Origin of the sequence: Deinococcus sp. KSM4-11 (assembly GCF_004801415.1) — a bacterium.
In the GTDB taxonomy this organism is placed as follows: Bacteria; Deinococcota; Deinococci; order Deinococcales; family Deinococcaceae; genus Deinococcus.
In genome coordinates, this window is sequence record NZ_SSNX01000002.1 from 466,092 (window position 1) to 490,070 (window position 23,979).

The 23,979-nt window shown below is 68.3% G+C and carries 18 protein-coding genes; 4 read left to right on the forward strand and 14 right to left on the reverse strand.

Features of this window, described 5'->3' with window-relative positions:
* The first annotated feature begins 261 nt into the window (after window positions 1-261).
* Both E7T09_RS09240 and E7T09_RS09245 read left to right on the forward strand, forming a co-directional pair.
* Window positions 262-1,911, forward strand: a complete 1,650-nt coding sequence (locus E7T09_RS09240) for an FAD-binding dehydrogenase (RefSeq protein ID WP_168734778.1) — start codon at window positions 262-264, stop codon at window positions 1,909-1,911.
* Between the two features lie 740 nt (window positions 1,912-2,651).
* Window positions 2,652-4,613: a S8 family serine peptidase gene (locus E7T09_RS09245; protein ID WP_168734779.1), complete on the forward strand. Its 1,962-nt coding sequence runs from the start codon at window positions 2,652-2,654 to the stop codon at window positions 4,611-4,613.
* A gap of 186 nt (window positions 4,614-4,799) precedes the next feature.
* Here E7T09_RS09245 and E7T09_RS09250 read toward each other — a convergent pair whose 3' ends face one another.
* Entirely contained in the window at window positions 4,800-5,240 is a 441-nt protein-coding gene (locus E7T09_RS09250) for a hypothetical protein (RefSeq protein WP_136388877.1), read from the reverse strand.
* 276 nt (window positions 5,241-5,516) lie between these two features.
* Between E7T09_RS09250 and E7T09_RS09255 the strand changes: the two genes are divergently transcribed.
* Window positions 5,517-8,234 (forward strand): BTAD domain-containing putative transcriptional regulator, encoded by a 2,718-nt coding sequence (locus E7T09_RS09255; protein ID WP_136388878.1) that lies wholly within the window; start codon window positions 5,517-5,519, stop codon window positions 8,232-8,234.
* Between the two features lie 11 nt (window positions 8,235-8,245).
* Here E7T09_RS09255 and E7T09_RS09260 read toward each other — a convergent pair whose 3' ends face one another.
* Window positions 8,246-9,082 (reverse strand): tryptophan 2,3-dioxygenase, encoded by an 837-nt coding sequence (locus tag E7T09_RS09260; RefSeq protein WP_136388879.1) that lies wholly within the window; start codon window positions 9,080-9,082, stop codon window positions 8,246-8,248.
* A complete protein-coding gene (gene kynU / locus E7T09_RS09265; RefSeq protein ID WP_136388880.1) occupies window positions 9,079-10,320 on the reverse strand; it encodes a kynureninase in 1,242 nt (413 codons plus the stop codon). The genes E7T09_RS09260 and kynU overlap by 4 nt, the downstream gene beginning before the upstream one ends.
* Window positions 10,321-10,593: 273 nt before the next feature.
* Here kynU and E7T09_RS09270 point away from each other — a divergent pair, with 273 nt between their 5' ends.
* Complete coding sequence (locus tag E7T09_RS09270; protein WP_136388881.1) at window positions 10,594-11,874, forward strand: AMP-binding protein; 1,281 nt, start codon at window positions 10,594-10,596, stop codon at window positions 11,872-11,874.
* Between the two features lie 301 nt (window positions 11,875-12,175).
* Here E7T09_RS09270 and E7T09_RS09275 read toward each other — a convergent pair whose 3' ends face one another.
* From E7T09_RS09275 to E7T09_RS09325, 11 genes are all read right to left on the reverse strand, one after another.
* On the reverse strand, window positions 12,176-13,180 hold the full coding sequence (locus E7T09_RS09275; protein ID WP_136388882.1) for an alpha/beta fold hydrolase: 1,005 nt from the start codon (window positions 13,178-13,180) through the stop codon (window positions 12,176-12,178).
* Window positions 13,181-13,342: 162 nt separating this feature from the next.
* A complete protein-coding gene (locus tag E7T09_RS09280) occupies window positions 13,343-14,401 on the reverse strand; it encodes an ABC transporter substrate-binding protein (protein ID WP_136388883.1) in 1,059 nt (352 codons plus the stop codon).
* A 30-nt stretch (window positions 14,402-14,431) separates the two neighbouring features.
* Window positions 14,432-15,418 carry an ABC transporter permease gene (locus E7T09_RS09285; RefSeq protein ID WP_240741707.1) on the reverse strand — a complete coding sequence of 329 codons (987 nt, stop codon included), beginning with the start codon at window positions 15,416-15,418 and terminating at the stop codon, window positions 14,432-14,434.
* Window positions 15,394-16,278 (reverse strand): ABC transporter permease, encoded by an 885-nt coding sequence (locus E7T09_RS09290; RefSeq protein WP_240741708.1) that lies wholly within the window; start codon window positions 16,276-16,278, stop codon window positions 15,394-15,396. Before E7T09_RS09290 ends, E7T09_RS09285 begins: the two co-directional genes overlap by 25 nt.
* Before the next feature lie 3 nt (window positions 16,279-16,281).
* Entirely contained in the window at window positions 16,282-17,100 is an 819-nt protein-coding gene (locus E7T09_RS09295; RefSeq protein WP_240741709.1) for an ABC transporter ATP-binding protein, read from the reverse strand.
* Window positions 17,097-18,482, reverse strand: coding sequence for a dihydropyrimidinase (hydA, locus tag E7T09_RS09300; RefSeq protein ID WP_136388884.1), 1,386 nt, complete (start codon window positions 18,480-18,482; stop codon window positions 17,097-17,099). Before hydA ends, E7T09_RS09295 begins: the two co-directional genes overlap by 4 nt.
* Window positions 18,483-18,529: 47 nt before the next feature.
* Window positions 18,530-18,790: a hypothetical protein gene (locus E7T09_RS09305; RefSeq protein WP_136388885.1), complete on the reverse strand. Its 261-nt coding sequence runs from the start codon at window positions 18,788-18,790 to the stop codon at window positions 18,530-18,532.
* Between the two features lie 49 nt (window positions 18,791-18,839).
* Complete coding sequence (gene preA / locus E7T09_RS09310) at window positions 18,840-20,219, reverse strand: NAD-dependent dihydropyrimidine dehydrogenase subunit PreA (protein WP_136388886.1); 1,380 nt, start codon at window positions 20,217-20,219, stop codon at window positions 18,840-18,842.
* Entirely contained in the window at window positions 20,212-21,549 is a 1,338-nt protein-coding gene (locus E7T09_RS09315; RefSeq protein ID WP_136388887.1) for an NAD(P)-dependent oxidoreductase, read from the reverse strand. Before E7T09_RS09315 ends, preA begins: the two co-directional genes overlap by 8 nt.
* Window positions 21,550-21,875: 326 nt before the next feature.
* Window positions 21,876-22,997 (reverse strand): ABC transporter permease, encoded by a 1,122-nt coding sequence (locus tag E7T09_RS09320; protein WP_205746970.1) that lies wholly within the window; start codon window positions 22,995-22,997, stop codon window positions 21,876-21,878.
* Window positions 22,994-23,965 (reverse strand): ABC transporter permease, encoded by a 972-nt coding sequence (locus E7T09_RS09325; protein WP_136388889.1) that lies wholly within the window; start codon window positions 23,963-23,965, stop codon window positions 22,994-22,996. The genes E7T09_RS09320 and E7T09_RS09325 overlap by 4 nt, the downstream gene beginning before the upstream one ends.
* Between the last annotated feature and the right edge of the window lie 14 nt (window positions 23,966-23,979).

Sequence of the window (23,979 nt, forward strand, 5' to 3'; positions counted from 1 at the left end):
GTTATCCATGCAGAACAGCGGCCTGATTGGGTCGAACACAGGATAAACCCAGGCGGGCACAAACGACAGGGCAACATCTGGGCAGGCACCGGGCGAACCTGCGCCGTCCGGTGCCGGGAAGCGTGAGGCTGGAACCACGGCGCCGATCCGGAGAGGGCTCCACTTCCTGACCGACCGCCGGGATCGATCGCGCACAGACGGGCCGGCCGTTGCATGCGGCACAATGTGGTCTGACGTTGGACGGATCTGGAGGGAACGCACGTGGACGCCGACATCATCGTGGTGGGAGCTGGACTGGCCGGGCTGGTCGCTGCCGCGGAGGCGGCCGACGCCGGCAAGCGCGTGCTGCTGCTGGATCAGGAGGGTGAGCAGAACCTGGGCGGGCAGGCGTTCTGGTCGTTCGGCGGGCTGTTCTTCGTGGATTCGCCCGAGCAGCGCCGCCTCGGCATCCGCGACAGCCGCGAGCTGGCGGGCCGGGACTGGGAGGCCACGGCCGGCTTCGACCGGGTCGAGGATCACTGGCCCCGGCAGTGGGCGCAGGCGTACCTGGATTTCGCGGCGGGTGAGAAACGCGCCTGGCTGCACGGCCTGGGCGTCCGCTGGTTCCCCATGGTCGGCTGGGCCGAACGGGGCGGACAGGGCGCCGCCGGCCCCGGCAACTCGGTGCCGCGGTTCCACATCACCTGGGGCACCGGCCCTGGCCTGATCGAGCCCTTCGAGGCGCGCGTCCTCGCCCACGCCGGGGCGGGGCGCATCACCCTGCACTACCGGCACCGCGTCCTGGGACTGACCTTCACGGGTGGCACGGTCACGGGCGTGCACGGCGAGGTGCTCGAACCGTCGAAACTCGACCGGGGGGAATCCAGCTCTCGCGCCGCCATCGGAGAGTTCAGCGTCGAGGCCGGGGCCGTGATCGTCACGTCTGGCGGGATCGGGGGCAACCACAAGCTGGTGCGGCAGAACTGGCCCACCGCGCGGCTCGGACCCGCCCCGGAGTTCATGGTGGCGGGCGTGCCGAAGCACGTGGACGGCGAACTCCAGCAGGCTGTGCATACCCAGGGCGCACGGCTGATCAATGCCGACCGCATGTGGCACTACACCGAAGGCGTGCGCAACTGGCATCCCATCTGGCCGGGGCACGGCATCCGCATCCTGCCCGGCCCCAGCAGCCTGTGGCTGGATCCGACCGGACGCCGGCTGCCCGCACCGAACTATCCCGGCTTCGACACATTGAGCACCCTGACGCACATCGGCACGCACCGGTACCCGCACACCTGGTTCCTGCTCAACCGCGCAATCATCAAGAAAGAATTCACGCTGTCGGGCAGCGAGCAGAACCCGGACCTGACCCTGCGCAACCTGCGTGCCGTGGCCGGACGGGTCGGGAAGCGCGTGGCGCCGCCCGTGCAGGCCTTCATGGATCGGGGGGCCGACTTCTTCGTGGCGTCCACCCTGGACGACCTGCTGCGCCGCATGGACGCCGGAGCCGGTGACCACGCCCTCGACCCGGAGATCGTGCGGCGTGAGGTGCGCGACCGTGACCTGCAGATCACGCACCCGTTCAGCAAGGATCCGCAGGTGGCGGCCATCCGGGGTGCCCGGGCCTATCTCAGTGAGCGGCTGGTTCGGATTGCCCGGCCCGCGCCGCTGCTTCACCCCGGCGACGGCCCCCTGATTGCCGTGAAGCTCAATATCCTGACCCGCAAAACCCTGGGTGGCCTGGAAACGGACCTCCAGTCGCGTGTCCTCGGTGAAGGCGGACAGCCCATCCCCGGCCTGTACGCTGCCGGCGAGGTCGCGGGGTTCGGGGGGGGCGGCGTGCACGGCTACCGCGCCCTGGAAGGCACCTTCCTGGGCGGCTGCCTGTACAGCGGCCGGGTGGCAGGACGGGCCGCTGCCGGGGCCACCTGAGTCTGCTCGTTACCGTCCAAAAGGCGGACCGAAGCACCTTGAGTCGAGACGCTGACAATGTACCTACGAGCTCTGAAGTGGGCGTCGGTGCCCGTACACGTGCCTGTCCTGCGGCAGGGCGCGGCAGATGCCAGAAGGAGCGGCGTGCCCCAGCCGATGCCATGTTCCATCAACTTGAATGACGCATCGCACGACTATGAACTGTTCGGCCGCCTGCCCTGTGTGGTGGGCACTCTGAACGCTGTTAACCACTGGAGCGTTGTGATGTGGATATGGAAACATGACCTGCGGTGCCTGGGATGAGCCGATGTGCGACAGATTCAGGGTGTGATCGGTCTGCTCAGCTCGGTGCTGATGCGCCCCGTCTCCACCTCTCCGAATCGCCCGACCCGAAGGTCGTGGGAAGATTCAAGACACCGTGGCGTGATCGGGCATTGGGCGTGAACGCCGTGCCAGCTCGGTCGAGGCCGACGCACGTCGTGTTCGGCTGACACCGTGGGTGCTTGGTCTGCCTCAGGCGCAGAACGATATCAGCGTAGGAACGGAGAAACAGGTATGTCCCGACAGCTCAGACGTGCAGGGGGACAATTGGACGTGCGCTGTGAAATTTCATATGCTCGGCTGCGCACCACAACAGTTCGTCTGATCGGTTTGCCACACGGACGTCTGGGCATAATCCGCTGCACTGACGTGTCGCGCGTGTGGTCATGGCTATGGCAGCGAACTCCAAGGAGAGTCACGTGAGAAGACGTCTGTTTACCGGATTGATCACCATGTCCCTGTTGGCCGCCTGTTCCACGACCCCTCAGGTGCAGGGTACCCAGACTCCCGCACAAACGCCGCCAGCAGCGCAGGTGCCGGTCGAGGCGCCGCCCGTGCTCACGGCGCCTGCCGGCGACAGCAATGCTCCACTGCTGGCCAAGACCAGCAAGCTGAGCAGCGCCCTGACGGCCCTGGCCAGCGCCGGCCTGGGTGCCCAGAGCACGGCCGCCACTGCCAGTGGAAGTGACGTTCGCCCTGGCGGTCACCGCCTTGTGAGTGGCGATGGCACCGTCACGGTCGATGCCCTGCCCTCCGGGACGCCCGAGGATCTGCTCGCCACCCTCCAGGGCCTCGGCATGACGTCGGGCTCCACCTACGCGGGCCTGGTGTCCGGTGTGCTGCCCGTCTCGGCCCTGCCAGCCGCCGCCGCTCTGCCGGAATTGCGCAGCATGCGGCTCGCGGTGGCCACCACCAACCAGGTGCACACGCAGGCCTTCCAGACGCCCAGCCAGGGTCTCACCGTCTCACAGGGTGATCAGGCTGAACGCAGCGACATCGCCCGCCAGAAGTACCGAGTGAGCGGGGCTGGCGTAACGGTGGGCGCACTCTCGGACAGTTTCAACTGTGCCAAGAAGCCGCTGACCACCGCCACCGATGACGTCAAGAACGGTGACCTGCCCGCAGGTGGCGTGCAGGTGGTCGAGGAGCTCGATTCACGCTCCTGTAGCGCCGGGGCGTCCGATGAGGGACGTGGCATGCTCCAGATCGTGCATGACGTGGCGCCCGCCGCCAAACTGTCGTTCGCCACCGCCTACAGCGGAGAGGCCGGCTTCGCGAACAACATCCTTAAGCTCGCGGCCGCCGGTGCGGACGTGATCGTGGACGACGTCTCCTACTTCGCCGAGCCGTACTTCCAGGACGGTGTGGTGTCCCAGGCTGTCGACAAGGTGGCCCGTCAGGGCGTGTCCTACTTCTCCTCAGCCGGCAACCAGGCCCGGCAGTCGTACGAGGGGGCCTTCCGGCCCAGCGGTCAGACCTTCAACGGCTGTGAACTCAATGACTTCGACCCCGGCAGTAAGGTCGATCCCCTGCAGAGCATCACCATCGCTCCGGGCGACGACGTGCTGATCTTCCTGCAGTGGGATCAGCCCTTCGCCTCGGTGTCCCGCGCCGGCCGGGGCTCGGCCAGCGACGTGGATCTCCTGCTGTTCGACAGCAAGGGCAAGCTACTCCCCACAGATGCCAAGGCCGGGCAGTTCCCCGTGTCCACCGACGACAACGTGGGCGGTGACCCGGTGGAGGCCGTGCAGTACTTCAATACCACCAAGGCGCCCATTCAGGTGAATCTGGCGATGACGCTGTGCAGCGGCCCGGCCCCGAAGATCCTGAAATGGATTGACTTCGACTACGGCACGAACGTCGAGTACGACACCGCGTCCCCGACCAGTTTCGGTCACCACAATGCGGCTGGTGGCGCAGGCGTGGGCGCAGCGCGCTTCTACCGCACGCCCGCGTTCGGGCAGACCCCGCCGCTGCTGGAGAGCTTCTCCTCGGCCGGGGGCATTCCGATTCTCTTCGATCTGAATGGACGGGCGCTCAGCACACCGGATCTTCGTCAACAGCCACGGTTCACGGCGCCAGATGGCGGGAACACCAGCTTTTTCGGACAGGTCACCTTCGGTGATGGGACGCCGATTGACGGTGACGCATTCCCCAACTTCTTCGGCACCAGTGCCGCTGCCCCGCACGCGGCGGGCGTCGCGGCCCTCATGCTTGACGGCGTCACGCAGTACGGCGGCGCGTCGCGACCTGCGGACATCTACAAGGCGCTTGCTGCCAGCAGCGTGGATATGAAGACCGCTGGCTACGACGCTGACAGTGGCGCGGGGCTGATCCAGGCGGACAAGGCAGTCGAGAAGATCATCACCACGGTTCCGTAAGGTCACGGAGCCGCTCGAGGATATGACGTGTGGCTGCCGGGTTGTTCCGGCGGCCACATTGCGTGTTGCAGGCGCATTCGATTGACCGTTCACAGCGGTCACCGTGCCGTGATCAGGAAGAGAATCCCCTTCGACAGAACGGTTGACCGCTCCCAGACGATGGCGTCCGCGTGCCCGTCTGGACACTCACATGACGCAGTGCTTGATCGGCGTGGGCATCCCGGCAGCCGGTTTGAGCGTGATGGTGCCGTCGTTCCGAACCTCGCCGTAATCGAAGGTGCCCGAGATGACCGTCGCGCCGGCGTTCAGCGTGGCGTGGACGATGCCGGTCGCGCTGTCCGAAGCGCAGGAGTAGACCGTGTCGTTCCAGTTCACGGTGACCGCGCGGGTCGCGGCACTGTAGCTGGCCGTGGCGTCAATCTGGCTGATAAAGCCGTCGGGTTCCTGGAAGACCATCACGTCGGACGCGTTCTGGTCGAAATCGACGTACACGGTGAAGGTGCCGCCGTTTTTGAAGGTGAGCGGGCCGCTCCAGACGCCGGTGAGCTGCGTCACGGGAACGATGACCGACGGCGACGAGCTGCAGGCGGAGAGCAGAACCGTGGCGATCAGAAGCAGTTTCTTCATAGCGTCCTCCGTGAACCTTCACCGGGCCCGGTGGCCGGGCGCCAGGTCCATGGCCCCAGTGTCGGTTTCGGCACTTAGCCCGGACTTAATTGCTGTGCCCGCGGGCCGCGACGGCTGCTTTGTGGGGCTGCCGGGGGTTCCGTCGGGGGCGGTTGGCCGCTACTCTTGGCGCAGACCTGCTGGCGGCGTCACCTCTTTCCTTCGTTCCTCCGCGTCCGGTGGTCTGCACTGCTGTCCTGGCCGGTCGTGATCCGCGCGTCCTGAGGTCTGCCCCCTGTGCTCGAGACCCGTCCCCAACTCGCTGAGTTCCTGCTCGACATGGAGCGTCTGCTGCGGTACCTGCCGGACGAAGCCGGGTACGTGGCGTGGCTCGAAGCGCCGTACGGCTATGGCAAGAGCGTGCTGCTCAGTCAGTGGGCGGCACACCTGGACACCCTGGGGCGTTCCACCCTGTGGGTCTCCCTCTCGGGCACCGACGCCCGCAGCGGCCTGGCCCTCGCGCTGAACCTGCCGGACGACGCGCCCTGGCCCGTGATTCTCAGCGCCCTGCGGACTTCCCGTACGGCCATCGTGCTTGAAGACCTGGAGGGCAACGAGACCCTGGGCCCGCTGCTGCGGCACCTGCCGGGCGTGATCGCGCTGGCCAGCCGGCGCGCCCTGCCCGAACCCGAACTGGTGCGCCTGAGGGCCGTGGGCCGGCTCGTTCACCTCGGGCCGCAGGATCTGGCGTTCACCCTGGCCGAGGCGGAAGCGTTCTTTCACACGGCCGGGGACGCCCAGGTGGCATGGGCGCGCTCCGGGGGCTGGCCCCTGCCGCTCCACCTGTCATCGCTGACCGGCGGCGCCCCCTTCGGGCCGGGACTGTGGGCGGGCCTGCGGGATAGCCTCCGTCCGTCCGACTGGCATGAGCTGCTGGTGCTCAGTGCGCTGTCGGTTCTGCCTGCGGCCGCGGCCGATTCCCGCGCCGAACGCCTGGCCCGGCTGGGCTTCGTTCAGCAGCTGGAGGGCGGGTACCGCCTGCACCCCCTGGCCGGCGAGGACCTGGGCCGGGCCTTCCCGGCGCTGCGGGACGAGGCCGTGCGCCGGCGCCTGCCCGAACTGCCCGCCGTCACCCGCGCCCTGGCCTGCGCGAACGCGAGCCTGTGGTCGGAACTTGCGCGCCTACTGGACGACGAGTGGTTCGCGGATCTGGACGCGCCCGGCGTACTCCGCTGGCACGAGGCCTGCGCCGTCCATGGACAGGGAGCCGGTGGGCCGGGCCGCTGGCTGAACCTGGCCTGGGCGTGGTCGGTGATGGGGCAGACCGACCGTGCCACCCGCGCCTGCCTGGAGGTGGCACGGCACCCGGACGCCAGTCCGGCCCAGCGTGTCCGCGCCCTTGGCTGGGCCATCTCGGAACTTCCGGAGCCCAGCGCAGACCGGGCCGACCAGCTGATCGCCGAGGCCGAACCCTGGCTGTCGGACGCGCCGCCGCCCACCCAGGCGTGCTTCTGGGGCAACGCGGCCGTCCGTCACATGAACGCCGGCCGCTGGGCCGAGGCGGAGCGCCTGCTGACCCTCGCCACGGACATCTCCGCCGGGACGCCGGTCAGTCCCAACCGCATGAACCTCGCCCAGGTGCGCTGGGAGGTCCATGGTGACCTCACCGGCTACCTGGATCAGCTGCGGCGCTCCCTGGCCTCGCCGGACCTGCTCGGCTTCAACCGCGCCGTGAACCTCGGCACGCTGGGCACGCTCGGCCAGCTGCTCGACCCGGCGGCAGCCGGGGCCGCCCTGGACGAACTGGGTGGCCTTGCGGCGCATCATCCCCTGGAGGCGCTGCGGGGGCGGGCCGAAGCCGCGGCCCTGCGGGGTGACGTCGCCGCCTTCCCGGCCCTGGACGCGGAGGCGCGTGCCTGGGCCATGCAGGGCGCCGTCCAGGCCGAGGAAACGCTCGGCCGGGTGGTGGCCCTGTGGGGACGAACCCTGCGGTCACTGGGCCGGCTGGACGAGTCCCTGACCCGCCTGGAAAGGCCGGATCGCGATCCCCTGATCGCCGTGGAGATGGCACTGACGCGTGCCGCCCTTGGCGAAGCCCACGCGGCCCTGGACGGCCTGAAGCCGGCGCTGCACCACCCGCGACGTGAACTCAGGATCACGGCCCACGCCGCCCGCTATCGCCTGACCCACGATCCGGACGACCTGGACGCACTCCTTGGCCTGACCACGGCGGCGGAACGGGTGTTGCCCGCCCTGGTTCCACTGGCCGATCTGCCCCGGAACCGGCCGGAGCTGACCCGCCCCTACCCGCTGGCCGCCGTCCTGGCGGGTGGCTGGCGCGAGGCCACCCGCCTGCGGCTCCCGGACATTCCGCCTCTGCACCTCACGGTACTGGGTGGATTCGGCGTCCAGGTGCTGGGGGAGTCGGTGGGCCTGCAGGCGCGGCCCCGCGACCTGCTGATCCTGCTGATCCTGCTGGCCCTGAACCACTCGCGCGCGGCCGCGGCCGAACTCATCTGGCCCGAGGCCGATCCGGCCAGGAGCCGCAACAACCTGCACGTCAATCTCAATGCCCTGCGCCGGGTGGTTGAGCCCTGGGGCGTGCCCGTGTTCCTGACGGAAGCCGGGCTGAGCCGAACCGAGTGTGACCTGTGGGACCTGCAGGCGGCCCTCACGGGTGGTCACTGGGCGCAGGTGCGGGCGCACTACCGCCCCCTGCTGCCCGAGGTGACCCTGGAGCCGGTGATCCGCGCCCGCGAGGAGCTGCACCGGCAGGTGACCGACGGCGCCCTGCTGCACGCCCGGACCCTGAGCGGCATGGACGCCGAGGACTGGCTCGACTGGATCCTGACCGTGGACGCCCTGCACGAGGGTGCCATGACCGACCTGTTGACGCGCATGGTCACGAATGGACGGCGCGGCAGCGCCCAGCGGCGCTATCAGATCTACCGGCGTCGCCTGCGGGACGAACTCGGTCTGGAACCGGACGGAACGCTCCAGGCACTGTTCCTGTGACGGGCTGAGCCTTACAGCGCGGTTCGCACGTCCCACAGTTCCGGGAAGAGCACGACACCCAGGGCGCGCTGGAGGTACCCGCTGCCGCTGGTGCCGCCCGAACCGCCCTTCATGCCGATGGTGCGCTGCACGGTGGTGAGGTGGTTGAAGCGCCAGCGGCGGAAGTTGTCCTCCACATCCAGCAGCTTCTCGGCCAGTTCGTACAGATCCCAGTAGGTCACGGGGTCGCGGTACACGGTCAGCCACGCCGCCAGCACATCCGCGTGCGAGGTGGGTGGAAGCGTCGGGTCGCGGTTCAGCACGGCCGGGGGAAGGGCCAGGCCCCGCGCGGCCAGCAGCCGCAGCGTCAGGTCGTACACGCTGGGTGCGTGTAGCGCGGCCAGCAGGGCGGCGTGCACGTCCGGCTGATGCTCGAAGGGGCCGAGCAGGGTCGTGCTGCGGTTGCCGAGCAGGATCTCGACCCGCCGGTATGCCGCCGACTGGAAGCCGGACGCCTGACCGAAGGCGTCCCGGAACTGCAGGTAATCGGCGGGCGTCATGGTCTTCAGGACTTCCCACGCCTGCGTGAGCTGCTCCTGGGCACGCACCACGCGGGTCAGGCCCTTGAGGGGGGCGTCCGTGATGCCCGCCGCGAGCTGGGTCATGGCCAGCGTCAGCTCGCGGACGATCAGATCCAGCCACAGTTCGGACACGTGATGCACGGTGATGAACAGGTGCTCGTCGTGCGCGGCCGTCACCGGCCGGTGCGCGGCCCTCAGGGTGTCGAGCTGCAGGTAATCGCCGTAGCTCAGCGACCGCGTGAAGTCCATGTGCGCCCGCGCGGCGCTGTCGGCATCCGGGGAGGTCATGCGCTGCCTTCATCCAGCACGGCCCCGATGCCCTGCACGGCCCGCCACATGTCGGCGTGCGAGTGGTACAGCGGCGTGATCCCGAAGCGCAGGATGTCCGGCGTGCGGTAATCCCCGATCAGGCCGCGCGCGACGAGCTGGGCCATCACCTCCCGCGCGCGGGGGTGCCGGTAGCTCACCTGACTGCCCCGGTCTGCGGGCTCAGTGGGAGTCACGAGTTCCAGCGGGTGCCGGGTGGCCAGCGGTTCCATCAGGGCCATGAACGTGCTGGTCAACGACAGGGATTTGGCCCGCACGTCCTGCATATCCACGTCCGTGAAGACGTCCAGGGCGCTGTCCAGGGCGCTCAAGCCCAGCACCTGCGGGGTTCCGGCCACGAAGCGCCGCGCGCCGGGCGCGGGCACGTACCCGCGGGCCATCTCGAACACGTCCGCGTGGCCCATCCAGCCGCTGATCGCCACGGGGGCCGACTCCAGATGCTGCGCCGCGACGAACAGGAAGGCGGGGGCGCCAGGGCCACCGTTCAGGAACTTGTACCCGCAGCCCACTGCGAAATCCACGTCCGCACCGTTCAGATCGACCGGGAACGCGCCAGCCGAGTGCGCCAGATCCCAGATGGTCAGGGCCCCGGCGGCGTGCGCCTGGGCCGTCAGGCCGGCGAGGTCGAGTCTGCGGCCCGTGCGGTAGTCCACCTCGGTCAGCAGCGTGACGGCCACCTCGTCCGTCAGGTGCGCGGCGAGCTCGGTGTTCGGAACGCGCCGGAGCTCATACCCGCCACCCAGCAGCGCGCTCAGGCCCTGGGCCACATACAGGTCGGTCGGGAAGTTGTCGGCGTCCGTGAGGATCACCCGCCGCCCGGCCGGTGCCAGCTTGAGCGCGGCGGCCAGCGCCTTGAAGAGGTTCACGGTCGTGGAGTCGCCCACCGCGATCTCCTGCGGCCGGGCCCCGACGAGCCGCGCGAGTTTGGCGGCCACACGGTCCGGCAGGTGCATCCAGTCCTCGCCGTGATCCTCGCCGGCCGTCCACGAGCGGATCAGGTGCTGGCCCCATTCCTGCTCCATGACGTGCGCGAGGCGCTCTGGAACGCGGCGGTACAGCGGCCCCAGCGAGTTCCCGTCCAGATAGATGACGCCGGGCGGCAGCAGGAATTCGGCCTTCTTGTGGGCCAGCGGGTCGCGCGTATCGAGCTCCAGCAGGTCGGTGGGAATGGCGGTCGCGGGCAGGTCTTTCAGGGTCATGGTCGCTCCGGAACAGGGGAGAGGGCCCGCCACAGCGCGGCGGGCCGGGGCACTTGGCAGTGGGGCCGACCGTCAGGCGGGCAGCGGCCGACCCAGGCACGCGCACCACCAGCCGTGCAGGGCGCGCGCGATGCAGTTCGCACTGGCGCGGGCCCGGCGGCCTTCCCGGTGGGCAGGGGACATACCCGGAGTATAGGCCTGCGTCCGCGCACCTAACGCCCGTTCGGTACACTGTCGGCACGCCCCACCATCCCAGTGCGCCGGAGGATGCCCGTGTTCCAGCCCGACCGTGAAGCCATGCCGATTCCCGCGCTGCGCACCCTGCAACTGCGGCAACTCCAGGCCATGCTCGAACGCCAGCACGAGCATGTACCGGCCTACCGCGAGAAGTTCCGCGCCGCTGGCGTCACGCCCGGCGACCTGACGTCGCTGGCTGACCTGTCACGCTTTCCCTTCACGCGCAAGGCGGACCTGCGCGACCACTACCCGCTGGGACTGTCGTGCGTGCCGCGCACGGAACTCCGCCGCATCCACGCGAGTTCCGGCACGAGCGGCAAACCCACCGTGGTCGCCTACGACGAGCACGACCTGGGGATCTTCGAGGAGGTCGTCGCCCGCTCGCTGTACGCGGCGGGCGCGCGGCCCGGCATGGTCTTTCATAACGCCTACGGGTATGGCCTGTTCACCGGCGGGCTGGGGACGCACGGCGGCGCGGCCCGTCTGGGCCTGTGCACGGTGCCAGTGTCCGGCGGCGGCACCGAGCGGCAGGTGCAGCTCATCGAGGACCTGCAACCCGAGGTGATCGCCTGCACGCCCAGCTACGCGCTGGTGCTCGGCGAGGCGCTCGCGCGGCGCGGCCTGGGGCCGGACGACATCAGCCTGAAGTCCGCGGTGCTGGGGGCCGAACCGTGGGCGGAGAAAACCCGCGCGGAGGTGCAGGCCGCGCTCGGCGTGAGGGCCACGAACATCTACGGCCTCTCGGAACTGATTGGTCCCGGCGTGAGCAACGAGGACGTCACCGAGCAGCGCGGCAGTTACCTGTGGGAGGATCACTTCTACCCGGAAATCGTGCACCCCGAGACCGGCGAGGTGCTCCCGGACGGCGAACTCGGCGTGCTGATCCTGACCTCCATGAGCCGCCGCGCCATGCCGATCCTGCGGTACTGGACCGGCGACATCACCCGCCTGCTGCCGGAGGACAACACCACCGGTCGCACCATGCGCCGCATGGACGCCATCCAGGGCCGCAGCGACGACCTGATCATCCTGCGCGGCGTGAACGTCTACCCCACGCAGCTCGAAGCGGTGCTGGTCGGCCTCGGTCAGGTCAGTCCGCACTACCACGTCGTCCTCAGCCGCAGCGGCCTGCTGGACGAGCTCACCCTGCGCGTCGAGGCCGCCGAGGCGTCGGCCGTCCTGCGCCACGAGATCGAACGGCAGATCAAGGTGATCGTGGGCGTCACCGTCCGCTGCGAACTGTGCGACCCCGGCAGCCTGCCGCGCAGCGAAGGCGGCAAACTCCGGCGCGTTACGGATCTGCGCGGCGAACGCTGAGACGGTTCCCAGCGTGAGCTGTCCTGAGAAATCAACGGGGTGGACGCGGTGCAGTGGTCGCTGAGAACCATCCGCAGCTGAGTAAAGGCCTCTGTGGGCTTGGTCAAGTGGCCCTCTGTTCCCACCACCCTGCAGCCACCGTGTGCTCGAAGGGCGCCGTTCACGTTTAACGACTCGCCTCATCCAGCACAGAATGAGCCTGACAGCTCGGGGCGATGCCGTGACGCACGATTCCTCCAGGGCTGGGCGGCGTCGGGGTGCCCGCATGCTCCGGAGGTCCAGCTGTGATGTGCTGGCTCCTTCAGCTCTCCAGCCACGCGCGTACGGCGGCCGTCTGGAAGGCCAGGTCGTCCGGAATCCCGGCGGGGGCGCCCGCCCGGTGGCCCCAGATCGAGGGAATGGGCCGCAGTTCACCGTGACGCAGGCACTCCAGCTCCGCCGCGTTATCTGCGACACGGAAGTACAGGTCGGTGTCTCCGGGCAGCAGCAGCACGCGGGCCTGGATGGCCGACAGCGCCGCGGCGAGATCACCGCCCCCGCTGAGGTCGCCGTGGTACCACGTCAGCGCCTGGGCGTACAGGTTCGCGGCGTCGCAGCGGGCGAAGCCTGCTTCCCAGTCGGTTCGGAGGTACGTTTCCAGATCCGGTGCCCCGAGGGCCGTGCGGTACAGGTCTGCGCGGTAGAAGTCCTGGCTGAGGCCCCACCCGGCGTAGATGTGACCGAAGGCCTTCAGGGCCGCGTGCGGCACGCCGCTGAACCGTCCGTTCCCCAGGTGCTCCGGCGCGGCCTCCAGCGTCCGCAGCAGCCCCGATAGAAACACCTTGTTGTGCGGCGCGGTGCGGGCGCTGCCGCAGACCACGATCGCGCGCTCCACCCGCTCCGGGAACAGCGCGGCCCAGTGGTACGCCTGCATGGCGCCCATCGAGAACCCGTACGCGGCGGCCACGCGCTTGATGCCCCAGACCTCGCGCAGCAACCGCTCCTGGGCCCGCACGTTGTCGGCCACCGTGACCGGCGCCGGGTAGTCCGGCGTGTCTGCCGCGCCTGAGGACACGCCATTCGAGAACATGTCGGGAATGACGATAAACCAGCGTGTCGGATCGAGAATGCCGTCCGGGCCGATCGCCCAGTTCTGGCCCTCGTGCGTGGCGGTGTAGCTGGTCGGGTACACGATCACGTTGTCCCGCGCGGCGTTCAGGGTGCCGTGCGTCTGCCAGCCCAGACGGGCGTTCCGGATGACGCCGCCGCCTTCCACACTCAGGTCGCCCAGCTCGAACACGCCCTCCTGGACGGGCCAGCCGGTCATGCGTGGGCGCCCGTCAGACAGGGCGGGAAAAGAACCGGATCGCGCTCGGATGTGGCGTGCATCGTTCTACCCTACGCCGCCCGCAACGTGGACGCGGGCAGGAGCCCGGTGATCCGGTGGCTCCTGCCCGCTGTGATACGCCCTGAGGTGGGCGCGTTCAGGTCATTTCGCTTTCTTGCCCGTCGCCATCTCCCACACGCTGTAGTTCACGGCCCCGGCGCTGGGCGCACTCTTGAGGATGCCCAGATCCATCAGCAGCTTCACGTTCGCCTGGTACGTGGCGGGGTCGAGGTACCCGGCCATGCCTTTCATGGTCGGGCCGGCCCGGTACAGCTTGGCGATCTCGGCCATCTGCCAGGTCTGGTGTCCGGCGGCGCTGGCGCGGGTGCCCGAGCCCTTACAGGTGTTGCCACAGTTGACCAGGACGATCTGCACGGCTTCCTTCTGGTTGGCGACGGCGTAGTTCCAGCCCTTGATGGTGGCGCGCACGAGTTTCGCGGCGACGTCCTGCCCGGTCATGCCGCTGCCCTTGAAGTTCTTGGTATCCAGCACCTTCTGCGTGGTGAACATCAGGTCTTCGAGCAGGTTCACGCCGTTGTCGGCGGCGCTCATGATGTTCAGCTTGTCGAGGGGATAGCCCAGGCCCACGATCTGGTCGACCTCGTTGTACGTCATGGCCGACACGGCGTCGACCTTGTCCGGGAAGACCAGGCTGGGATCGAAGGGATACGTCACGGCCTGCACGCTGGGATTCGCCACTGTCGAGTCCAGGCTGCTGGTCATGTTGTTCTTCTTCAGCAGCGCCACGGCCGGGTACTCGTTGCCGCTGGGCCACACTCCGATCTTCTTGCCCATCAGGTCTGCGGGCTTGGTGATGTCCTTGGTCTTGAGGCTGACCAGCGTGTAGCCGCTCTTCTGGAACAGCTGCGCGATATGCACGACCGGCAGACCCTGCTGGCGCGCGGTGAGCAGATCCGTGATCCAGGTGGTGCCGAAGTCGGCGGTGCCTGTCGCCACCGTCTGGATGGGCGACTGGTCACCGATGGGCAGCAGGGTCACGTCGAGGCCCTCGGCCTTGTAGAAGCCCTTGGCCTGCGCGACGAAGAAGCCCGCGAACTGCGCCTGCGGGAACCACTTGAGCTGCACCTTGACGGGGACGTTCGCGGCGTGCGCGGAACCGAGGGTGGCGGCGGCGAGAGCGAACAGAATGGCTTTCTTCATTGGAACCTCCGGGGAACGGACAGGGTCAGGTTAGCGGGTGGAGCGGCGGCTGGCGTGCCAGCCCGTGAAGCGGTGTTCGATCCACTGGATGACGGCGTAGAACGCGATGCCCAGCACGGAGGCGACCACGATGGCCGCCCAGACGATGTCGAGGTTGAATCTCCCGGCCTCGATCTGGATGCGGAAGCCCAGGCCGCGCCCGGTCGTGCCGAAGAATTCGCCCACGATGGCGCCGATCATGGCGAGGGTCGAGGCGACCTTCAGGGCGTTGAAGAGAAAGGGAAGCGCACTGGGCACGCGCACCAGCGCGAAGGTCTGGGCAGGCGTTACGGCGTAGGTGCGCATCAGGTCCAGGAGCAGAGGGTTGGCGCTCTGGAGGCCGCGGACGACGTTCACCACCACCGGGAAGAACACTGTGATCGCCACGATGATCGCCTTGCTCGTCCACTCCAGCCCGAAGGCCTTCACGATCACGGGCGCCAGCGCCACGATGGGGATGCTGGAGAACAGGCCCGCGTACGGCAGCGCCCCACGTTCCAGGAAGGGAAAGCGCACGGCGGCCAGCGCGACCAGGATGCCCAGCACGGCGCCCGCCGCGTAGCCGACCAGGGTTTCTTGCACGAAGGTCACGCGGGCGTCCTGCAGCAGCACGCTGCTGGCCGACCACAGCGCCTGCACGACCCGCGTGGGCGTGGGAATCAGGCCTGGCGGCACGCCGAAGGCCCGCAGCAGCGCCTCCACGCCGATCAGGGCCAGCAGGGCGGCGATCAGCGCTGGGATGAGTCCGGCGGTACGCGAGGCGACGCCGCCCAGGCCAACCCCGCCGCTCAGGGCGCCCAGCACCGTCAGCAGGATGCTGAGCGTCTTGTGACCCGGTGGGACGCCATCCAGCGGGTACGGCCAGACCACCCACGCCGCTGCCAGCAGCAGCACGAAGCCCAGGGCCAGCAGCGCCCACGCGAGCGTGACCCGGCCCGCGCCCCGCCGGGCCGTCACCGCGACTGCCCGGCTCGCCACGGCGTCACCCACCTCTCGATCAGGCCCAGCAGGCCCACCAGCGCGATCCCCAGGGCCGCGCCGTACAGCATGATCACCCACAGCGCCAGCGTGTCCGACGCGCGGGAGTTCTCGGCGAGCATCTTGCCCAGGCCCGAATAACTGATGGTGCTGATCTCCGCGACGATCGAGCCGATCAGGGCGGCCGTGGCCGCGACCTTCAGTGACGTGAACAGGAACGGCAGACTGGCCGGCAAGCGGAGCTTCCAGAACACCTGGGCGCCCGACGCGCGGTAGGTGCGCATCAGGTCTTCCTGCATGGGATCAGGCGAGCGCAGGCCGGCCGAGACGCCCACCGCCACCGGGAAAAAGGCGATGTATGCGGCGATCAGCGCCTTGGGCAGCCAGCCCTGCACGCCGTACTGCCCGAGGACCACCGCCAGCATGGGGGCCAGGGCCACCACCGGTACCGTCTGGGACGCGATCAGCCACGGCAGCGTGACCCGCTCGAAGGCCCGGCTGGCGACCAGTCCGACGGCCAGGATTACGCCCAGGACGGTGGCGATCCCCAGGCCGACCAGGGTCTCCCCCGCGGTGACCAGGGTGTTGTACGGCACGCTCGTCGGGGCCATCGGCGGGGTGCTCATGGTGCGGAAGCTCGCACCGAGCTGCGCGGGAGCCGGCAGCACGGGATTGCGGAGCTGCGTGGCACACGCGATCGCGGTCTTGCAGTCCAGTTCCGCGCCGCTGTCCAGCGTGCGCTGCGCCTGGCCCACGTTCGTCCACAACATCAGCGGCCAGTACAGCGCCAGCACGACCACCGCGACGACCAGCATCGGAACCAGGTTCCCGGTGGATCGGGGCGCGCGTGCGGCCGTCACGGCTCACTCCTCGACATCGAATCCGTGTCCCTTGCGCAGCAGCTCGCGCACCCGCGTGGCCAGCTCGAAGAAGCGCGGCGATTCACGCGTTTCCTGCGTGCGCGGGTGCGGCAGGTCGATGTCTACCACGCCCTCGATCTTGCCGGGCCGGGCGGTCATCACGACCACCCGCGTGCTCAGGAACACCGCCTCGGTGATGCCGTGCGTGACGAAGACCACCGTCTTGCGCGTCTCCTGCCACAGGCGCAGCAGTTCGCCGTTCAGCTTCTCACGGGTGATCTCGTCCAGCGCGCCGAAGGGTTCGTCCATCAGCAGCAGGTTCGGGTCGAACGCCAGCGCGCGGGCAATCGACACGCGCTGCTGCATCCCGCCCGACAGTTGCCACGGGTAGCGGCCCTCGAAGCCAGTCAGGCCGACCAGGTCGAGCATCTCGCGCGCCCGCGTCTCGCGCGACGCCTTTGGCCGGTTCATCACGTCCAGAGGCAGCATCACGTTCTGCAAGACCGTGCGCCACTCCATCAGGGCCGGCGCCTGGAACACGTAGCCGTACTCGCGGGCCAGCCGCGCCTGCGCGGGGGTCTTCCCGCCGATCAGCAGGTCGCCACTGGTGGGTGTCCCCAGATCCGCCATCAGGCGCAGCAGCGTGGTCTTTCCGCAGCCGCTCGGGCCGATCAGGGACACGAATTCGCCGGGCCGGATGTCCAGCGTGGCGTCCTTGAGCGCCACCGTGTCGCCCCCCGTGCCCCGGAACACCATGTTCAGGTTCCGCAGGGAGACGGCGGCGGCTTCGGTCGAGGTGGCGGGGGTGGACGGTGCGCTCAAGCGCCGCTCCCCTGAGGCGTGCGCCGCAGCAGTCGCCCGCGACCCGGCTCGCCCACGAACCCGCCGTCCCGCACGGCCACCTGGCCGCGCACCGTCACCACGCTGGGCCGCCCGTCGATGTCCATGCCTTCGAACCCGCTGTAGTCGTTGTTCACATGACTGGTCGCCGCGCTGATCTGGCCCCGGTACGCCGGATCGTAGATGACCAGATCGGCGTCCGAGCCCACGGCGATCTCACCTTTTTTCGGATACAGGCCGAAGATCTTCGCGGCGCGCGTGCTGGCCGCGTCCACGAAGCGGTGGATCGACAGGTTGCCGCGGCTCACGCCGTAGGTGTACAGCAGGTTCACGCGGTCCTCGATGGCAGGAATGCCGTTTGGGATCTTCGTGAAGTCCGCGTCGCCCATGTGCTTCTGCGCCACGTCAAACGGGCAGTGGTCGGTCGCCACGGTGTCGATCTCGCCCTTCTCCAGGGCCGACCACAGCACCTTCTGGTTCGACTTGTCGCGCAGTGGCGGGCTCATGACGTGCTTGGCGCCCTCCACGCCGGGCCGCTCGGCATAGGACTTGTCGAGCATAAAGTGCGGAATCACCGACTCGATGTGCAGGTTCACGCCGCGCGCCTTGGCCTCCAGCGCGGCCTTCAGCGCCTTCGCGTTCGACAGGTGCACCACATACCCCTCCGCGCCCGTCATCTCCAGGAACGTCGCGAAGTGCGCGGTGCCATCGGCCTCCACCTGCTCCGGGCGGCTGGGTTCATGCCACTCCGGGCCGGTCTTGCCCTCGGCCAGCAGTTTTGCCTGGAGCTGCGCCACCAGTTCGGCATTCTCGCAGTGCGCCGTGACCACCACGCCGAGTTCCTTGGCCAGGTTCAGCGTGCGGAACAGCGCCGCGTCCTCGATCCCGAACGCGCCCTTGTACGCCAGGAACACCTTGAACGACGTCATGCCGCCCGCCACGAGTTCCCGCAGGTACCCCTCGGTTGCGGCGTTCCACGCGGTCACGCCGATGTGGAAGGTGTAATCACAGGCGCTATTTCCCTCGGCCATGCCCGACCACAGGTGCCACGCGTCCATCAGGTCTTCAGTGCCGCCGGGCGCGAGCATCTCGATGAAGGTCGTCGTCCCGCCGATCAGTGCCGCCTGACTCGCTGTCGCGTGGGTGTCCTTGGCGAAGGTGCCCATGAACGGCAGATGCACGTGTACATGCGGATCGATGAACCCCGGGAACACCAGTTTCCCACCCGCGTCGATGACCTCCGTGCCGTCCGGCGCACTGAGGTTCTCGCCGATCTGCGCGATGGTCTCGCCCTCCACCAGGATGTCTGCCATGTACCGTCTGTCTGCGGTAACGATCTCGCCGTTCTTGATGAGCAGGGTCATGTCCTCTCCGGAGTCTGTGGGAATGGGGGCACGTCAGGGTGCTGGGCTCACTTGCATTGCAACTGGACGGGGCGGGCGTTTGGGGTGTTGTCGTAGGCGATGGCGCAGGCCATCTGCGCGTTGCGGCAGGACTCGATGGCGATGTTCGTGCTCGTCACGGTCGTCACGCACGCGAATTTGCTGGGCGGGAACTTGGTGGCGCTGGGGGTGCCCTGCGCGCGGGCGACGGTCGGCCCGATCACGCTGCCCACGACAAAAGAGCCGATCAGGGCGAAGGCCACCAGTGAGTTCTTGCGGTTGATGTTCATGCGTTCCCCCTCGTGGACGTCCTGGCTGCCGCGGACCCTGCGATTCACGTCAGTGGATGTCGATGCCCACTTCCTTGCGGTAGGCCATCATGGCGTCCCAGCTCGTGGCGATCTCCGGGCGCTGCGCGGTCAGCTGATCCCAGGTGATGCTCTCACGACCACTGGGCACGCTGACCATCTCAATGCAGCCGTCCACCGGACAGACGTTCGCACACAGGGCGCACCCCACGCAATCACTTTCGCGCACGACCGGCTGGGGGCGCGTGTCGGCCACGTGTTTACCATTCGCGCGGATGTCGTATCCCGGCTCGACCCGCACGCCGTCCCCGGCTACCAGATCGATGCACTGGTGGGCGGTGTCGTTGCACGCGACATAACACAGGTTGCAGTTGATGCACTTGTCCGGGTCGATCCGCGCGACCGCCTGGTACGCGAGGTCGAGCTCCCCGAAGGTACTGGTCTGCGGCAGGGCCTTTCCGGCGACGTCATAGATGGTGGCGAAGCCTTTCTCGTCCATCCAGTTGCTCAGGCCGTCGATCATGTCCTCGACAATGCGGTAGCCGTAGTGCATGGCGGCCGTGCAGACCTGCAGCGAGGTCGCGCCGAGCAGCAGGAATTCCGCCGCGTCGCGCCACGTGACGATCCCGCCCATTCCGCTGATGGGAACGCCGCTGGCCCGCACCTGCGCGTCGCTCATCAGTTCAGCGAGCATGTTCAGCGCGATGGGCTTCACGGCCGGACCGGCGTACCCGCCGTGTGTGCCGCGCCCACCGATGTTCGGGGTGATCCGCAGCGTGTCCAGGTCGATCTTCATGACCGAGTTGATGGTGTTGATGAGGCTCAGGGCGTTCGCCCCGCCCGCGAGCGCGGCGTGCGCGGGGTCGACGATGTGCGTGATGTTCGGGGTGAGCTTTACGATCACCGGCAGCCGCGTGATGCTCGTCACCCAGTGCGTGTTCAGCTGGCACATCTCCGGCACCTGGCCCACCGCCGCGCCCATGCCACGCTCACTCATGCCCTGCGGGCAGCCGTAGTTGAGCTCAATGCCGTCCGCGCCGGTGTCCTCGATCATCGCGACGATGTCCTTCCACGCCTGCGGATCGGCGTCCACCATGGCGGAGACGATCACCGCCCGGTCTGGCCACATCCGCTTGACCTCGGCAATCTCGCGTAGGTTCACGTCCAGCGGTCGGTCCGAGATGAGTTCGACGTTGTTGATGGCGAGCAGGCGCTGGCCGGCGATGCTCAGGCCGCCGTAGCGGTTGCTGATGTTTAGGACGGGCGCGCCGATGGTCTTCCACACGGCCCCGCCCCAGCCGTGCTCGAAGGCCCGGTGGATCTGTGCGCCGCTGTTGGTGGGCGGTGCGGACGCCAGCCAGAACGGGTTGGGGGCACGGATGCCCGCGAAATTGATGCTCAGGTCAGCCATGTGCGGCCTCCTTGGATGCCGAGAGGTGCTGGTGAATGGCGGCGGCGGCGTACTTGCCGTCCTGCACGGCCATGACGGTGCTGGCCGTGCCACGTGCGCGCACGCAGTCGCCCCCGGCGTACACGCGCGGCGCGCTGGTCTGCATGGCGTCGTTGACTGCGATGTAGCCCTTGTCGAGACTCAGGCCGAGTTCGACCGCCAGCGCAGGCTTCTCCTGCCCGATGGCCTTGATCACCTGATCGCAGGGAATCACGAACTCGCTGCCGGGCAATGGTCTCGGGCTGGGGCGGCCGGAGGCGTCGGGCGTGCCGAGGATCATCTTCACGCACTCCAGGCCCGTGACCTGCTTCCCCTCGGTGACCACGCGCACGGGCTGCGTCAGGAACTGGTAGGCGATGCCCTCGTGCAGCGCGAACTCGTACTCGTGGCGGTACGCGGTCATCTCGGACTCGGTGCGGCGGTAGACCATGGTCACGTCCGCACCGTGGCGGCGGGCGATGGTGGCCGCGTCGATGGCCGTGTTGCCGGCACCGATCACCGCGACCCGCTGGCCGACGTGCAGCGCCTGCGGGTTTACCTTGCTGTCCTCGATGAACTGCAGGCCGTCTACCACCTGCTCCTCGCCGGGCATGCCCATGGCGGGCACGGCGCCCAGGCCGACCGCCAGGAACACGGCGTCGTGCTCGGCCAGCAGGGCGTCCAGATCCGCCCGTGTCCTCAGATCCCGGTCGGTCTGCACGTCCACCCCGAGCGCCCGGACGGCCTCCACCTCGCGCAGCGAGACCTCGACGGGTTCGCGCAGCACGATGATCCCGTAGGTGGAGAGCCCCCCGCCCAGCTCGCGTTTTTCCAGCAGCGTGACCGCGTGCCCGAGTTTCGCGAGTTCTGCAGCCGCGCTCAGGCCCGCCGGGCCGCTGCCGACCACGGCGACCCGGTGACCCGTCGCGGGGCCGGGCTGGAACAGCTGCACGCCGCGCTCCTGCACGTGATCGACTGCGTAGCGTTGCAGGCGGCCGATGGCGATGGGTTTCTCCTCGCTGTTCAGCACGCACGCGCCCTCGCAGAGTTCCTGTACGGGGCACACGCGGGCGCAGGTGCCGCCGAGAAAATTCGCCTCCAGGATGGTGCGGGCGCTGCCGCGCAGGTTCCCGGTGCCGATCTTGCGGATGAAGGTCGGGATGTCGATGTGCGTGGGACACGCCTGCAGACACGGCGCGTCGAAGCAGTACAGGCAGCGGTTGGCCTCCACCGTCGCCTCGTGCGCACTCAGCGGCGTATAGGTCTCGGCGAAGGCGTTTGCGTCAAGGGGGGGGGCAGTCACATCAGGCATCAGAAACCTCCAGGGCGGGGTGGGCCTCCCAGCGCCGCCTGCCGGGGCGGTACAGGAAGCGGTTCAGACCCTCTCAGGAGACGATTAACCGCGGATTGGGCGCATGCTAGGGCGTGAATAAAGAGAAAGTCAACGCCCAATTCATGTCCAGTCCATATCGCGCGCAAAGCGTGTCCAGGCGGGATCGGAGGTTCAAGCAGCGGCCCGAGATGATCTGCAGGACTATGCACCGGGTTGCATACCCATGGACGTCGGCCCGACGCCTGGTCGGGACAACGGAGCGCGGACTGGTGCCGGTATGGTACCAGTCCGCTCCCAGATCGTGCTCAGCGGCTTTGCGTGTCGGCCGCGTCGCGCAGGGCGTCGCCCATGAAGTTGAAGGCGAGCACCGAGATCACGATCAGGATGCCGGGCAGCAGCAGCCAGGGGTACAGGCTGAGCGTCTCGAAACTCTGGGCGTCCTTGAGCAGCAGGCCCCAGCTGGTCATGGGTTCCTTGATGCCCAGGCCCAGGAAACTCAGGGCGCTCTCGCCCAGGATGTAGCCCGGCAGGGCCAGGGTGGCCGTGACGATCAGGAAGCTGCTCAGGTTCGGCATGATGTGCCGCAGAATCACGCGCAGGTCGCTGGCCCCCAGGCCACGCGCCGCCTGCACGTAGTCCACGTTGCGCGCGGAGATCACCTGCCCGCGCACCACGCGGGCCAGCCCGGCCCAGCCGATCAGGGAGAGCACCGCCACGATGCCCAGGTACACCCACGTGGAGGGCCAGCGGGCCGGAATGATGGTGGACAGCGCCAGCAGGATCGGCAGGCGGGGAAACGACAGCAGGATCTCGACCAGCCGCTGGATCAGGTTGTCCACCCAGCCGCCGAAGTAGCCGCTGACGCCGCCCAGCACGATGCCGATGACAAAGGAGATCAGCACGCCGATCACCCCGACCGTCAGGCTGACCTGTGCGCCCACCAGCATGCGCGACAGCAGGTCACGGCCGAACTTGTCGGTGCCGAGCGGGAAGTACGAGCCGCCCTTCACGCCGAACAGGTGCCACTGGCTGTGGAAGACGCCCAGCAGGCTGTACCCGTACTCGGCCGGATCCTCGCCCCGCACGAAGAACAGGATCGGAATGGGCGTAGACATGTCGGGCGCGAAGGTGCTCTTGAAGGTCACGGGATCGCGGGACTTCTTGAAACCGTACACGAAGGGCCGCATCAGCTTGCCCTGATGCACCACGTGAACGGCCTGGGGACGCTGGTAGGGATTGTCCTCGTGCTGCGCGGTGATCGAATACGGCGAGAGGAAGCCCGAGAAGATCGCCACGACGTACATGACGATCAGCACCCAGAAGCTCAGCACCCCCACCTTGTTGCGCCGGAAGCGGCGCAGGGCCATCGAGAGCGGCGTCTGGCGCACCTCGCCGGTCTGGGCCGCAGGGGAGACGGCGGCCGTCACTCGAACCTCACGCGCGGATCCGACCATGCCAGCGCCAGATCCGCGAGCAGGTTCCCCAGCAGCAGCAGGGCGGCGCTGAACAGCAGCAGCGTCATGGCCACGTATTGATCCTTGTTCAACAGCGAGTCGTACAGAAACGGCCCGATGGTCGGCAGGTTCAGGACGATCGAGGCGATGATCGTCCCCGAGATCAGGCTCGGCAGGCTCAGTCCGGCGAGGCTGATCAGCGGATTGATGGCGTTGCGCACCGCGTGACGCCACAGCACCGTGCGTTCGTCCAGGCCCTTCGAGCGGGCCGTGCGGACGTAATCCTGGTTGATCACGTCCAGCGTCGAGGCGCGCATCTGCCGCATCAGGCCGGCCACCCCTTCCAGGCCGATGGCAATCATGGGAATCCACAGGTGATTCAGCAGATCGAGCACCCGGGCGCCGCTCCACGGGGCGTCGATGAACCTCGGACTGAACAGCCCGCCCACGTTCGTGCCGCCGAAGTGCAGCACCAGCGCGATCAGCAGCAGCGCCACCAGGAAGTCCGGGGTGGCCAGGCTCACGTATCCGAAGAAGTTCGCCACGGTCGCCGCCGGGCCGTAGCGGTTGATCGCGGTGTAGATGCCCAGCGGAATGGCGATGACCCAGCTCACGATCAGGGTCAGCAGCGCCAGGAAGACGGTCCAGCCGAGCCGTTCCCAGATCAGGGAACTGACCGGCCGCCCGTTCGCGAAGGAGAAGCCGAAGTCACCGTGCAGCACGATGCCCTTGATCCAGGTCAGGTACTGCACCCAGCCAGGCTGATCCAGGCCCAGCTGTTTGGTGATGGCTGCGACCGTCTCCTTGGTCACGCGCGGATCTTCGAGGTACTGGTCCAGAAAGCTGCCGGGTTGCAGGTTGATCACGATGAAGCACACCGCGCTGATCAGCAGCAGGGTGGGAACCATGCCCAGCACGCGGCGCAGGGCGTAGGTCAGCATGCCGGAGCCGCCCG